This window comes from Kribbella sp. C-35 (assembly GCF_046549195.1).
In the GTDB taxonomy this organism is placed as follows: Bacteria; Actinomycetota; Actinomycetes; order Propionibacteriales; family Kribbellaceae; genus Kribbella.
Genome location: NZ_JAJPWG010000001.1, coordinates 695235 through 708557, shown reverse-complemented (window position 1 = coordinate 708557; position 13323 = coordinate 695235). Strand labels below are relative to the sequence as shown.

Annotated in this window: 11 protein-coding genes; 4 read left to right on the top strand and 7 right to left on the bottom strand. The window is 68.0% G+C overall.

The window, feature by feature from the left end; translation table 11 throughout:
- Window positions 1-164 precede the first annotated feature (164 nt).
- Together rsmI and metG are read left to right on the top strand one after the other, a co-directional pair.
- Complete coding sequence (rsmI, locus tag ACLJOO_RS03650) at window positions 165-1007, top strand: 16S rRNA (cytidine(1402)-2'-O)-methyltransferase (RefSeq protein WP_410785370.1); 843 nt, start codon at window positions 165-167, stop codon at window positions 1005-1007.
- 29 nt (window positions 1008-1036) lie between these two features.
- A complete protein-coding gene (gene metG, locus ACLJOO_RS03645; RefSeq protein ID WP_410785369.1) occupies window positions 1037-2602 on the top strand; it encodes a methionine--tRNA ligase in 1566 nt (521 codons plus the stop codon).
- Between the two features lie 49 nt (window positions 2603-2651).
- Here the strand turns inward: metG and ACLJOO_RS03640 are convergent, their stop codons facing one another.
- Window positions 2652-3893 carry a helix-turn-helix transcriptional regulator gene (locus ACLJOO_RS03640; protein WP_410785368.1) on the bottom strand — a complete coding sequence of 414 codons (1242 nt, stop codon included), beginning with the start codon at window positions 3891-3893 and terminating at the stop codon, window positions 2652-2654.
- Window positions 3894-4033: 140 nt separating this feature from the next.
- Between ACLJOO_RS03640 and ACLJOO_RS03635 the strand changes: the two genes are divergently transcribed.
- Window positions 4034-4945, top strand: coding sequence for an NADP-dependent oxidoreductase (locus ACLJOO_RS03635; RefSeq protein ID WP_410785367.1), 912 nt, complete (start codon window positions 4034-4036; stop codon window positions 4943-4945).
- On the opposite strand, the gene ACLJOO_RS03630 is transcribed toward ACLJOO_RS03635, so the two are convergent.
- The 5 genes from ACLJOO_RS03630 to ACLJOO_RS03610 are packed head-to-tail and all read right to left on the bottom strand — an operon-like array spanning window position 4942 to window position 10173.
- On the bottom strand, window positions 4942-5853 hold the full coding sequence (locus ACLJOO_RS03630) for a phytanoyl-CoA dioxygenase family protein (protein ID WP_410785365.1): 912 nt from the start codon (window positions 5851-5853) through the stop codon (window positions 4942-4944). The genes ACLJOO_RS03635 and ACLJOO_RS03630 overlap by 4 nt on opposite strands.
- Window positions 5850-7130 carry an ABC transporter substrate-binding protein gene (locus ACLJOO_RS03625; protein ID WP_410785364.1) on the bottom strand — a complete coding sequence of 427 codons (1281 nt, stop codon included), beginning with the start codon at window positions 7128-7130 and terminating at the stop codon, window positions 5850-5852. The genes ACLJOO_RS03630 and ACLJOO_RS03625 overlap by 4 nt, the downstream gene beginning before the upstream one ends.
- A gap of 13 nt (window positions 7131-7143) precedes the next feature.
- Window positions 7144-7953 carry a carbohydrate ABC transporter permease gene (locus ACLJOO_RS03620; RefSeq protein ID WP_410785362.1) on the bottom strand — a complete coding sequence of 270 codons (810 nt, stop codon included), beginning with the start codon at window positions 7951-7953 and terminating at the stop codon, window positions 7144-7146.
- Entirely contained in the window at window positions 7950-8864 is a 915-nt protein-coding gene (locus ACLJOO_RS03615) for a carbohydrate ABC transporter permease (protein ID WP_410785361.1), read from the bottom strand. Before ACLJOO_RS03615 ends, ACLJOO_RS03620 begins: the two co-directional genes overlap by 4 nt.
- Window positions 8857-10173 (bottom strand): glycoside hydrolase family 36 protein, encoded by a 1317-nt coding sequence (locus tag ACLJOO_RS03610; RefSeq protein WP_410785360.1) that lies wholly within the window; start codon window positions 10171-10173, stop codon window positions 8857-8859. The genes ACLJOO_RS03615 and ACLJOO_RS03610 overlap by 8 nt, the downstream gene beginning before the upstream one ends.
- Window positions 10174-10238: 65 nt before the next feature.
- On the opposite strand from ACLJOO_RS03610, the gene ACLJOO_RS03605 reads away from it, so the two are divergent.
- A complete protein-coding gene (locus tag ACLJOO_RS03605; protein ID WP_410785358.1) occupies window positions 10239-11156 on the top strand; it encodes a helix-turn-helix domain-containing protein in 918 nt (305 codons plus the stop codon).
- On the opposite strand, the gene ACLJOO_RS03600 is transcribed toward ACLJOO_RS03605, so the two are convergent.
- Window positions 11128-13266 (bottom strand): discoidin domain-containing protein, encoded by a 2139-nt coding sequence (locus tag ACLJOO_RS03600; RefSeq protein WP_410785357.1) that lies wholly within the window; start codon window positions 13264-13266, stop codon window positions 11128-11130. The genes ACLJOO_RS03605 and ACLJOO_RS03600 overlap by 29 nt on opposite strands.
- Between the last annotated feature and the right edge of the window lie 57 nt (window positions 13267-13323).

Below are 13323 nucleotides of genomic sequence, written 5' to 3'. Positions count from 1 at the left end.
AGCCGTCTCCCGAGCACGTCCCGCCCGAGCGTCTCCCGCTCCGCGTCGGCATCACTCCGCCGTACCGTTTCGTCCTCGATCACAGCAGCCACGCCCGCCATCGTACGGACGCCCTGGTACCACCGCCTCCCCGCGTCGGTGCGCGCGGCTGGGATGATGACCTGATGAGCGGGCGGCTGGTGTTGGCGGGGACTCCTATCGGGGACGTGTCGGATGGCTCGCCGCGGTTGGGGCGGGTGCTGGCGGAGGCGGACGTGGTGGCCGCGGAGGACACGCGGCGCTTGCGGCGGCTGACGTCCGAATTGGGGATCCAGCTGGGTGGGCGGGTGGTCAGCTACTTCGAGGGGAACGAGCGGGAGCGTACGCCGGAGTTGCTACAGGCGCTCCTGGATGGGCAGACCGTGGTTGTGGTGACGGACGCGGGGATGCCGAGCGTGTCGGACCCTGGGTACCGGCTGGTGGCGGCGGCGATCGAGGCCGATGTCGACGTGACCGCCGTACCGGGGCCGTCGGCGGTGCTGACGGCGCTCGCGTTGAGCGGGCTGCCGGTGGATCGGTTCACGTTCGAGGGGTTCCTGCCGCGCAAGCCGGGGGAGCGCGCGCGACGGCTCGGCGAGCTCAAGGACGAGCCGCGGACGATGGTGTTCTTCGAGGCGCCGCACCGGCTCACGCAGTCCTTGGAGGCGATGGCCGAGGCGTTCGGCGCGGACCGGCGTACGGCGGTGTGCCGGGAGCTCACGAAGACGTACGAAGAGGTGAAACGCGGCCCGCTCGACGAACTCGTGACCTGGTCGAAGGAGGGCGTCCGGGGCGAGATCACCCTGGTGGTGGCCGGCGCGGACCCGCACAAGGTGCTGACCCCGGAGGACCTGGCGCGGGAGGTGGCCAAGGACGAGGAGGCGGGTACGCCGCGCAAACAGGCGATCTCCGACGTCGCGAAGCGCTTCAACGTCCCGAAACGGACCGTGTACGACGCCGTACTCGCTGCTCGGGACCCCGGTAAATAGCACTGGCGCACGCCACTACCCTTGTTGACATGTCCGAGAAGGCCTATTACGTCACCACCCCGATCTACTACGTCACGGCCCCGCCGCACATCGGCAGCGCCTACACGACGGTGGCCGGGGACGTCCTGACCCGCTGGCACGCCCAGCGCGGCGAGCGCAAGTGGTACCTGACGGGTACCGACGAGCACGGCGAAAAGGTGATGCGCAGCGCGCAGGCCCAGGGCATGAGCCCGCAGGAGTGGACCGACAAGCTGGTCGAGGAGTCCTGGAAGCCGGCCTGGGTGGACGTCGACATCGCGTACGACGACTTCATCCGGACCACCGACCAGCGTCACACCGAGCGGGTCCGCGAGTTCTGGCAGAAGCTCTACGACAAGGGCGACGTCTACAAGGGTGAGTACGAGGGCCTGTACTGCGTCGGGTGCGAGGAGTTCAAGCTCCCCGCGGACATCCGCACCGACGAGGACGGCACGCAGCGGTGCATCATCCACGGCACCGAGCTGGAGACGGTCTCCGAGACCAACTACTTCTTCCGGCTCTCGGCGTACGGCGACAAGCTCCTGGAGCTGTACGAGTCGCAGCCGGACTTCGTGGCGCCGTCCAGCGCCCGCAACGAGGTGATCGCGTTCGTCAAGCAGGGTCTGCAGGACCTGTCGATCACGCGGTCGACGTTCGACTGGGGCATCCCGGTGCCCTGGGACGAGGACCACGTCCTGTACGTGTGGATCGACGCCCTGCTGAACTACGTGACGGCCGCGGGCTACGGCACCGACCCGGAGCGGTTCGAGGAGCTGTGGCCGGCCGACGTACACCTGGTGGGTAAGGACATCCTCCGGTTCCACGCGGTGATCTGGCCGGCGATGCTGATGGCCGCCGAGGTCGCCGTACCTCGCCAGGTGTTCGCCCACGGGTGGCTGCTGGTCGGCGGCGAGAAGATGAGCAAGTCGAAGCTGACCGCGATCGCGCCGCACGAGATCACCGACCACTTCGGCTCGGACGCGTTCCGGTACTACTTCCTGCGCACGATCCAGTTCGGCTCGGACGGCTCGTTCTCGTGGGAGCACCTGAGCGCGGTCTACACGTCCGAACTCGCCAACGGCCTCGGCAACCTGGCCAGCCGGATCGCGGCCATGGTCGGCAAGTACTTCGACGGCGCCCTGCCGGAGCCGACCGACCACGGCCCCGCCGAGCAGGCACTGGCGGACAAGCTCGCGCAGACTGTCGCGACCGCGGACAAGGCCCTGGACACGCTCGCGTTCCAGGACGCCCTGGCCGCGATCAACGACCTGGTCGGCGCCGTGAACGGCTACGTCACCGAACAGGAGCCGTGGAAGGTCGCCAAGGACGAGTCCCAGCAGGCCCGCCTGGCAACAATCCTCTACTCCGCCGCCGAGGTCCTACGCGCCGTCGCCGTACTCCACAACCCCACGATGCCGAAGTCGTCCGCGAAGCTCTGGGAACTCCTCGGCGCGGAGGAGAAGCTCGGCGCCCTGCCCGACCAGCGAGTCCAGGACGCCGGCACCTGGGGCCAACTCCCCCCAGGCGCCACCCTCACCAAGGGCGCCCCCCTGTTCCCCCGCCTCGAAGAGAGCTGAGGTTGGTATCACCGGCGAAAGTATCGCCGGTGATACTGACGGCTCAGGTTCATCCGACGGCTGTCGCGTGGTAGAGGGCGGCGGCTTGGGTTCGGGTGGTTACGTCCAGTTTGGTGAGGATGTTGGCTACGTGGAACTTGACTGTTGATTCGCTGATGTGGAGGTCGTCGGCGATTGAGCGGTTGCGGTGGCCCTGGGAGAGGCACTCGAGGACTTCGAGTTCGCGGGCGCCTAGGGCGGCCAGGGGGTCGGATCTGACGGTTTGCGGGGCTTGTGAGGTGCGGAGGGTGATCCGGGCCGTCAGGCCCCAGCCGGGTACGGCGTCCAGGTCCAGATCGCCCTCGTGGAGGCGGAGGCGTTCGGACAGCTGTCCTAGATCGAGGACGTTCGCCAGCAGGCCGGGGCCGTCGTCGCGGACCGTGGACAGCAGTTCCTTCCCGTCCCAGCGCCAGCCCACGCGGATCCGGCGTACCTCGTCCTGGGTCAGCATCGCCAGCACTACCGAGCGGACGGCGACCCGGGCGGCGTGCGCGACGCCCGCCGGGATCAGCTGATCGTTGCCCGGGGCATCCAGTTCGAGCTCGACCGGGCCGTGCCGGAGCAGCGCCCGGAGCGAGTCCGCGAGCCGGTCGAAGGCACGGCCCGCCGGTTCCTCGCCGCTGCACACCCGGTCCCGCTGCGTGTCGGTCCGCAGCTCGGCGAGGCCGTTGAGCGCCAGCTCGACGGCCATCGTCCGTGCCGCGGCGTCGTCGATCCGCTGGTTGCGCAGTACGCCGAGAATCGTCGCGAGCGTTGCCGCATGAGCTTCCCCGAGCTCGGCCGCCAGATCGTTGCGAGCCTCCGCGACGGCACGGTGCTGCGCCACGGCACCCGGTTCGCGTTCGAGGGTCAAGCGGTACATGTGCGCGGTGACGACGTCCCACAACGCCTGCAGCTGATCCGTCGGGACCGGGTCGCTGTCGGCCAGGATGTAGACGACCACCGAGCCACGCGGCGCCCGGTCGCTCGAGACCGCGAGCACGGGATGCTGAGCGCCGGCGATCGGGATGACGCCCTGCCACGGCTGGCCGGCAGTCACGGTACCCAGGAGGCCGGCCAGGTCCGCTCCGGTAATCGCGCCGCTCACGGCCGGATCGCCGTACGCCGTCACCGGTGTGGACGCGCACTGCGAGGCGAGCTGCGCGACCGCGCGGTGCGGGACCAGGTCCGCGGTCGCGAGGGACAGTCGCTGGAGCAGCTCCTCGGGCGGCCCGTCGATGATCTGCGCCGTCGCCGCCAGTACGTCTGCCATGCCTTTGAGAGTACGTCGGTTGACGCATCCACCCGGCCCCGTCTTTCGGACGGTGGACAACTGTCCGATCGGCCAGTCGGGAATGCGCGGGTGTCCCGCAGCATTTATTGAAGCGACAACCAATTCATGGAGGCAGTGGTATGCGAGCGGTTGTGTTCGAGGAGTTCGGCGGTCCCGAGGTACTGAAGGTGCAGGTCGTCGAGGAGCCGCACGCGGGTCCCGGGCAGGTGCGGATCAAGGTGCGCGCGGCCGGGGTGAACCCGATCGACTTCAAGGTGCGCCGCGGCTGGACGAAGGGGTTCATCGACCCGGTGTTCCCGGCCGTTCCGGGGCTCGAGGTGGCCGGCGTGGTCGACGAGGCCGGTGACGGCGCCGAGTTCGCGGTCGGCGACGAGGTGGTCGGCTGGTCGGACGGCGGCGCGTACGCCGAGTACGCGATCGGCGGGAACGTGGCGCGCAAGCCCGCGGGCGTGAGCTGGGAGCAGGCGGTCGGCGTACCGGTGGCCGGCGAGACCGCGCAGCGCGTACTCGATCTGCTCGGCGTGAAGTCCGGCGAGACGATCCTGATCCACGGTGCTGCAGGCGCGGTCGGCTCGGTCGCCGTACAGCTCGCCAAGGCAGCCGGTCTGACGGTCGTCGGTACGGCGTCGCCCGCGAACCACGAGTACCTGCGGTCGCTCGGCGCGGTCCCGGTCGAGTACGGCGAGGGCCTGCTGGAGCGGGTGCGTGCTGCGGCTCCCGACGGAGTGGACGCGGTATTCGACACCGCTGGAAAAGGCGGGCTGAAGGAGTCGGTCGAACTGCGCGGCGGCACCGAGCGGATCGTCACCATCGCGGACTACGCAGCGGCGGGAGAGCTCGGCGTCACGATGTCCGGCGGCGGCGGGACCACGGAGTCCATCCGGTCCGGTCTCGAGGCCCACCTGCAGGCGGCGACTGACGGCAAGCTCACGCCCCGGATCGCGCAGACCTTCGAGCTCGCGGACGCAGCCAAGGCTCAGGAACTGAGCGAGTCCGGCCACGCCCGCGGCAAGATCGTACTGAAGCCTTAGATGTAAGCGAAGCGGGACGGCGGTGTCGGTACGTCGTCCACGCGCGGGTCCCAGCGATCCACGATGCGGACCCCGGCCGGGACCTCGACGCACTCTGTCGAGGTCCAGCCGCGGGTGAGGGTCGGGAAGTCCGGCACCTCCGGGTGGTAATGCGGCTTCCCGGTGCCGAGCAGGTCGCGGGCCATCGGCGCACTCAGCGCCTGGTACCGGAAGTCGGCCGACAAGCGCAGCTGCTTCGTCCGGTTCGGCATCGCACCGTGCACGGTCAGACTCCCGAACAGCAGCACATCGCCCGGCTGGTACGACGTCGTACGCCACTCCGGATGGTTCTCGTCCGCCTCGGCGCGCATCATGCCCGGCCCGTCGGACGCCTTCACCGGCAGTACGCCGAGCCGCGGTGACCCGGCCAGCACCCGCAACCCACCGATCTCCGGCGGCGCCGCACTCAACGGCAGCCAGGTGGTGAGCGTGTCCACCGACCCCTGGATGAACCGGTAGTCCTGATGGATCGGCGTCGGATTCGCGCCCGGCGACGGCGGCGCGATCCGGCAGATATGCGCCGGATGCGCGAACGCCTCCTCACCCAGCAACCGCGCGCTCAACGTCAACAGCTCCGGCCGTACGGCGAGCTTGTGAAACGCCTCGGTGCTCTGAATCGCCGTATAGGCCCCGAAGAACCCCGCCGACCCTTCCTCCACGGCCCGCCCCGACGCAACCAACTCCCGCGGATCAGCATCCCGCGCCAACCAGTCACTGTCGTACAGAATCCGCGCCAACTTCTCGTGAACGTCCGCAACCACATCCCGCGGCAGCAGCCCTCGAAAGAACAGATAACCATCACCCGCCAGCCGCTCCCGCAGTACGCCGGGGTCCTGGAAGTCGTCGTACGAGTCCGTCAGTTCCTTCACTTGTTGTTTCCGATCTTGTCCATGGACGCTGCGATGTCGGGGACGGCGATCTTGTCGAGGTACAGGTCGTTGACGGTTTTGTTGATCTCGGGGGACTTGGCGGTCCAGCCTTCGGCGATCGGGAGGTTGACGGTGCTGCCGGCGGCGGAGTCGAGGAACGGCTGGACGTCGATGCCCTTCTTCTTCCAGAACGCCTGGTAGCCGGCGCCGGCGTTGTTGAGGGCAGGGATGATGTAGCCCGCGTCGCCCATCAGCCGCTGCGCCTTCTCCGACCCGAGGAAGGCGACGAGCTTGCCGGCCTCGTCGGGGTGCTTCGTCTTCGCGAACATCGCCTCGGAGAGCCCATTGATCACCACCGTCCGCCCCGCCGGGCCAGCAGGCATCGCCGCGACCCCGATCGGGAACTTCACCTCAGGCAGCGCGAACGGCAGCAGCGCGTTGTTCGCCGGGAACATCGCGACTTCGCCGCGGTAGAACATCTCGGTCGCCTGCCCGGTCGGCGGGTTGGTCCGGGTGCCGTCCGGCGACACCTTCCACTTGAACACCAGGTCCCGCGCGAACTGCAGCGCCTCGACGGACTTCGGGCTCGCGAAGTCGAAGGCGCCGTACGGCTTGTCCATCGCGTGGCCGCCGTTCGATGCGATCCAGTTCAGCCACTGTGTCTGGCTGTGGTTCCAGGAGCAGAAGCCCCACTGCTTGCTGCCGACGGTCAGCTTGCGCGCCACCTCGAGGAAGCTGCCCGAACCGTCCGGCGCCCAGGTCAGCTCGGCCGGCATCGTGACTCCGGCCTTCGCGACCAGGTCCTTGTTGTAGAGCAGTCCGACGATGCCCATGTCCTTCGGCATCCCGAGCTGCTTGTCCTCGAACTTGTACGACTGCACGACGTTCGGGTGGTACGAGTCGAGTTTCAGGCCCGCCTTCGAGATCAGGTCGTCGAGTGGTGCGAGGACGCCCTTGCTCGCGAAGTCCGGGAAGTAGTCGACGGTCAGCCAGAACACGTCCGGCGCCTTGCCGCTGGCCAGTTCGGTGGTCAGCTTGGTCCAGTACTGGTCCCACGGAAGGACCTCCATCCGGACGGTGATGTCCGGGTTCTGCGTGGTGAACTCCGCGAACACCGCCTTGTAGCCGACCTCCTGCTGCTCGTCCCACAGGCGATAGACGAGCTCGACCTTGCCGCCGCCCGCCTTGTTCTGAGCCTTGTCTTGAGACGAGCCGCAGCCGGCCAGCGCGAGCACACTGCCGGCGCCGATCAGAAAAGTCCTCCTGGACAACGACATGAGAGCCTCCGTACTACTTGAGCCCGGTAACAGCGACCGAGCGGACGATGAAGCGCTGGAAGACGATGAACAGCACGAGCAGCGGCGCCAGCGCGATCAGGCTGCCGGCCATCACGGCGTTGTAGTCGACGCCGATTTCCCCCTTGAACAAGGCGATCCCGACCGACAGCAGCCGCTTGTCCTCGCTGCTGGTGATGATCAGCGGCCACAGGAAGCTGTTCCAGTTCGCCACCACGGCGAGGGTGGTGACGGTGACCAGGATCGGTTTCGACAACGGCAGCACGATCGACACCAGCGTCCGGACCCGCCCGGCGCCGTCGATCCGGGCCGCGTCCTCGAGATCCGCGGGGATACCGCGGAAGAACTGGCGGAGCAGGAAGATCGCGTACGGCGTACCGAGCATCGTCGGCAGCATCAGACCGGCCCAGGTGTCGACCAGGCCGAGCTTCTGCATCATCAGGTACAGCGGGATCATCGTGACCACCGGCGGCACCATCAGTGTCGACAAATACACCCAGAACAACGCGTCCCGGCCGGGGAACGAGAGGCGTGCGAAGGCGTACGCCGCCAGGATCGCGAACACCACATGCCCGAGGGTGATCCCGGCCGTGACCAGTGCGGTGTTGACCAGGTAGCCGCCGAAGCCCGAGTCGAACAGCCTCCCGAAGGCCGCCGTACTCGGTGGCAGGCCGGGCTCCCACGGCATCGTCTCCGACAGTTGCCCGGGGCCCTTGAAGGCGGTGAGCACGGTCAGGAAGTACGGGAAGATCGCGAGCAGGCAGCCGGCCACCAGAACGGCGTACGTGAAGATGCGCAGTCTCATCCGGACACCTCGTAGGTCGTACGGCGTTCGAAGTAGACGAACTGGGAGATCGTCGCGATCAGCACCACCGCGAACAGCAGCACCGAGATCGTCGACGCGTACCCGAAGTCGAACTTGCGGAACGCCTCGTCGTAGATCAGGTACGTCGCCACCTCGGTGCTGTCACCGGGCCCGCCCTCGGTCATCACGAAGATCGTGTCGAACGCCTGGAACGAGCCGATCACGTTGGTGATCAGTACGAACAGCATCGTCGGACGCAGTAGCGGCAGCGTGATCGTGAAGAAGTGCGCGACCGGGGACGCGCCGTCCAGCGACGATGCCTCGCGCAACGACCGCGGGATGTTCTGCAGGCCGGCCAGGAAGAACAGCATGTTGTACCCGGCAAACTGCCAGATGTGCACCGCCGCGACGCTCGGCATCGCCAGCACCGGCGACGACAGCCACGCCGGACCGTCGATCCCGAACACGCCGAGGAACTGGTTCAGCGCGCCGCGGCCCGGGTCGAAGATCCAGCTCCAGACCAGGCCGAGTGCGACCGGCGTCGCCATCCACGGGATCACCAGTAGCGCACGGAAATACTTCATTCCGCGCAGTTTCCGGTCGACCAGGAGTGCGAGGAGGAGCGAGAGGATCGTCGTACCGGGGACGCAGATCACCACGTAGTACAGGGTGACCAGCAGCGAGTGCCAGACGTCGGAGTCGGTGAACAGCTTCTGGTAGTTGGCGAGTCCAACGAACTCGGGTGTCGAGAGCAACTTCCAGTCGAACAGGCTGAGCACCAGGACGATCACGACCGGCGCGAGCAGGAAGCCGAGGACGCCGACCAGGCTCGGTGCCAGCAGGGCGTAGGCCACGGCCGCCTGCTGTGCTTTGCCGATCTGGCGGGTACGACGCGGCGCGGGCCTAAGCATCGGGATCCTTCAGCGGATGCGGGCGCGGCGAGCTCGGGACGAGCAGTTCGCGGGTGCGATCGAGACCCCACCGGTCGAGCTCGCCGATCGGGTCGCTCGACATCCGCAAACCCGGACCTTGAGAGATGTGTTGGGCCCAGAGCTCGCGCTCCTGGACGTCGGGCCGCACGATCAGGCAGTCGGAGTCGTTCGCCCACCAGCGGCCGTGCAGGAACTCGCGCGCCACCGAAGTAGACCGCGCGCCGCGCTGACCGGGCTGACTGATGTCGCCGGACGGCGGGTCGACCAACGGATCGGTGTCGGGCGAGATCCGCATGCAGTCGACGAGTCCGAGGCTCGGGAGGATCGGAGCGCCGCAGCCGTGCAGGATTCGGTTGGGTCCGACGGCCTCGCGCAGCAGCCGCATTCCGTGCCGGTACGCCGCGACGCCGTCGAGCTGCTCGTGGCGCGGTCCGTCGATCGCGCCGGCGTACACGAAGTCGAGTTTGAAGTGGTCGTACCCCTGGCGGCAGAGCTCGGTGAAGACGTCCTGGAGGTGGTGTGCGGCACCCGGGTGCGTCACGTCCAGAACCAGTTGCTCCTGGCCCCAGTTGGTGCCGGCGGAAATGCCCGGAATCAGCCATTCCGGGTGTTTCCGCGCGGTCTCGCTGCCGCTTGCGACCAGGAACGGTGCGACCCAGATACCTGCGCGGCGACCGCTCGAGCGGATGTCGGCGGCGAGACGGACGGTCGACCCGAAGTCGTCACGCGGCGTCAGCCAGTCGCCGATCTCGGCCTGGTACCCCTCGTCGAGAAGGACCAGGTCGACGCTCAGGTCGTGCTGGTCGAACTGGCGTACGTCGGTCATCACGTCGCGCTCGGTGACCTTGCCCCAGTACGCGTACCAACTGCACCAGGACGGTCCGAACACACGCACCGGCGGGGCGCCCGCCGCGAAGGCGTCGGCCCAGTCGGCGAGCGCCTGATTGGGATTGGCCTGCGTCGTCGATGTCTGCTGTACGGCGCCATCGGCCGAGATCACCAGCCGGTCGCCGCGGATGTCGGCGCAGATCGACGGGATCTCGTCGGGACCGGTCGCCGCGATGATCGTGACCTCACCGGCCGTCGCGACCGCCAGGAGGCCCTCGCCCTGGAAGCGGCCCGCGTCGACGCCGGGGCGGTACGCCATCACGTGATGATTCGGCGCCGTCGGGCGCGGTGGATGCGCGTCGAGCCGGTACCAGCCGCTCGGGCTCCACGACTGCCAGCCATGCTCGAAGACCAGCGTGGAGGCGTCGTACTCGAGCTCGGCGACGGGGGCGAAGGGCACGGATTCACTCGATTCTTCGGGTGCAGGATCTTGCTAATCTTGGGCTGCCTACGAGGAGATCCACCATGACGCAGCCTGCTGACTTCGAGCACGATCTTGCTACCCAGGTGCTCATCGAGCTGTACAGCGAGATCCCGCCGCCGAGCAAGTTGGTGACCGGCCACTTCCACAGCGGCGGCGACTATCGCGTCGTACGGCCGGACGGTGTGGGCAGCTGGTATCTGCTCTACACGGCGTCGGGCACGGGGCGGTATCTGATCGGCCAGAACAAGCTGATGCTGCGGCACGGGGACGTCGTACTGGTCAGCCCCGGGACGCCGCACGACTACGGGACCGTCGGGACGTACTGGGAGTCCTGGTGGGCGCACTTCCAGCCGCGGCGTGAGTGGCACTCCTGGTTGTCGTTGCCACAGGCAATGCCCGGGCTGTCCTACGTGCGGCTGACCAGGTCGTCGGAGACGGACCGCGTGGTGTCCGCGTTCGATCGGCTGCATCGCGACGCGCAGCGCGCCGGGCTGTCCCCGACCGGCGACACCGAGCTGCATCTGCTGGAGAAGAGCGTCGCCACCGAGCTGACGATGAACGGCATCGAGGAGGTGCTGCTGACCGCAGTTGCGAGCCTGCGCCGGGAGACGCAGCACCTGGACGCGCGTGTGCACCTGGTGCTCGAGGCAATCACTGCCGACCCGGCCCGGCCGCACACTCTGACGTCACTGGCCGGGCTCGCGCAGGTGTCGGTGTCGCGTCTCGCGCACCTGTTCAAGGAGCAGGTCGGCGACTCGATCATGAACGTCGTGCTGGCGTTACGGCTGCAGCGCGCGGCCGAACTGCTCGGCGCCACCGACATGTCCGTCGCACAGATCGCGGCGGCGGTCGGATTCGACTCCCCGCACTACTTGAGCCGTCAGTTCGGCCGCCGGTACGGCATGTCCCCGACGGCCCATCGCGCCGCGGTCAGGAAGCCGGAGCTAGAGCTATATTGAGCTCGGTCGCCGCCGCGTAGTCGGCCCCGCCGGCCAGTCCGACGAGCCGCACGTAGCGTGCCGTCGTACCCGCCGGGAAGCGGGCGATCTTCGCGTCGACCGTGCCGTCCCAGGATCCCTGCGTCACCGACGTGAACGTGGTGCCGTCGGTGCTGGTCTGGACGTCGTACGACGAGATGCGGCCGTTGGGTACGTCGGCGTCCTGGCGCGGCGTGTAGATGAGGGCTTCGATCGCGTGAGGTGTCTTCAGGTCGAGGGTGATGTATTGCGGGAGCGGAGCATGCGGGCTCCAGTTCGAGTGCCACATGGTTGTGCAGCTGCCGTCGATCGCGGCGGACGCGCTGTACGCGGACGAGCCCTGGCTGGTGGCGGTCGCCGTCATCTCGTTCTGCGGCAGGAGGGTCAGCCGGCCGAACGGTCCGTCGGCCGGTGGCGGCGTACCCGGGATCGCGGTCACCCGTCCGAGATTGGGTGCCTTGAGCAACGGATGGGTTCGCAGATAGTTGAGGAAGACCTCCTGGCCCATCCGCGGCGCCCTAGTGAGGGCGGAGGAGTCCTGGAACCCTGGATAGCCGTACTGCGTTCCGTGCAACGGCATCGCGGCGCTGGTCGTCACGCGATAGGTCTTGTCTCGTTGCAGTGGCTTGCCGTCGATGAGGATGGCGGCCGGATCGACGCGGTCGCCGATGGGACGCCCGAGGTCGTAGGTGTAGCGGAAGTTGGCCGAGGTCGCGAGCGCGGACAGTCTGCTGCAGCCGTACGCCGGCGGGATCCACTGCTGCTCCAGGACGCCCTCGACCGTCGAGCCCTTCATGGCGAGCGTGGTGATCGGCGAGATCCCGGCGACCGGCCACGCCTCGCCGTACGTCACCGTGCCGGCCTCCAGACCGGCGGCGATCACATCAATGCCGAGGTCGGCAGGGACCAGCGCGAAGTCGCCGTCGGCCTCCGCCTTGTAGAGGTCCGCGACCAGGTTGCCGGTGCGGCTCTCCGCGGTTCGCGCGAAGTCGAGGTCTCGATCGAGCTTCGTGAGCGGCTCCTGCTGCCGGGCCGTCCACTTGTCCATCCAGTACTTCACGATCTTCTGGACCCCGGCGTCCGGCGTGACGTCCTTGGTGACCGCGTGGTTGGCGGCCGTGGTCGCGTCGCGGATCACTTCGCCGGTTGCCGGGTCGAGCTCCAGGTTCACCTCGCCGAGGATCCGCCCGTGGTTGCTCGCTTCCAGGACCGGCCGCTGTACGCCGTTCGGGTCCGGGATCATGCAGTTGAACGCGGTGTGCCAGTGGCCGCCGAGGATCACGTCGATCTCGGGAGACATCGCCCGCGCGGCGTCGAAGATCGGACCGGTCGGGTTCTTGCACTCGTCGTACAGGCCGCCCTGCTGACCGCCCTCGTGCATGCTGACGACGATCGCGTTCACGCCTTGGGCCTTCAGCTCGGCAGCGGCCCGGTTCGCTGCGTCGACGATGCCCTGGAATTCGAACCCCGATCCCTTGATCGACAGCGTCTCGGTCGGCGTCCCCGGGAAGCCGAGCCCGATGAACCCGATCCGCTGCGATCCGGCCTTCGCGATCCAGTACGGCGGGAACACCTGGCGTTTCGTCCGCGGATCGACGATGTTCGCCGCGTGGTACGCGTAGTCGGTGCCGTGGAAGCTCCGGCCCGTCGAGTCCTTGAAGCAGCTGTCGAAGCCGGGCTTGCCGTAGCAGGCGCCGGTGGTCATCCGGCGCAGGAACGGGAACTCGCGGTCGAACTCGTGGTTGCCCGCGACATCGAAGTCCATCCCTAGTGCGTTCAGCACCTCGATGGTCGGCTCGTTCGCGAACGCCTGCGTGTAGTCGGGCCAGCCGCTGAACTGGTCACCCGAGCCGATCAGGAAACTGTTCGGCTTCCGGAGCCGGTCCAGGTGGGCCTTCAGATACCCGGCGCCACCGACCTGCTGGGTGCCGGACGGGCCGGCGATCGTCAGGTTCTCGGTCTCGGACAGGTAGCCGTGCAGATCGGTCAGGCTGAGGATCTGCACCGGGATCGGTGCCGCGGCCTCGGCCGGTAGCGCGGTGGATCCCAGCACGAGGCCGAGAAGGGCGAGAACTGAGCTGATCCGGGACATCGGCTGCTCCTGAGGGTCGGGCGGAACCTCGCTGCAACGTACTGGGCGCCGTACGGC

Coding starts and splice junctions, on each gene's coding strand:
- rsmI (WP_410785370.1), top strand. CDS start 165: ATGAGCGGGCGGCTGGTGTTGGCGGGGACTCCTATCGGGGACGTGTCG.
- metG (WP_410785369.1), top strand. CDS start 1,037: ATGTCCGAGAAGGCCTATTACGTCACCACCCCGATCTACTACGTCACG.
- ACLJOO_RS03640 (WP_410785368.1), bottom strand. CDS start 3,893: ATGGCAGACGTACTGGCGGCGACGGCGCAGATCATCGACGGGCCGCCC.
- ACLJOO_RS03635 (WP_410785367.1), top strand. CDS start 4,034: ATGCGAGCGGTTGTGTTCGAGGAGTTCGGCGGTCCCGAGGTACTGAAG.
- ACLJOO_RS03625 (WP_410785364.1), bottom strand. CDS start 7,130: ATGTCGTTGTCCAGGAGGACTTTTCTGATCGGCGCCGGCAGTGTGCTC.
- ACLJOO_RS03620 (WP_410785362.1), bottom strand. CDS start 7,953: ATGAGACTGCGCATCTTCACGTACGCCGTTCTGGTGGCCGGCTGCCTG.
- ACLJOO_RS03615 (WP_410785361.1), bottom strand. CDS start 8,864: ATGCTTAGGCCCGCGCCGCGTCGTACCCGCCAGATCGGCAAAGCACAG.
- ACLJOO_RS03605 (WP_410785358.1), top strand. CDS start 10,239: ATGACGCAGCCTGCTGACTTCGAGCACGATCTTGCTACCCAGGTGCTC.
- ACLJOO_RS03600 (WP_410785357.1), bottom strand. CDS start 13,266: ATGTCCCGGATCAGCTCAGTTCTCGCCCTTCTCGGCCTCGTGCTGGGA.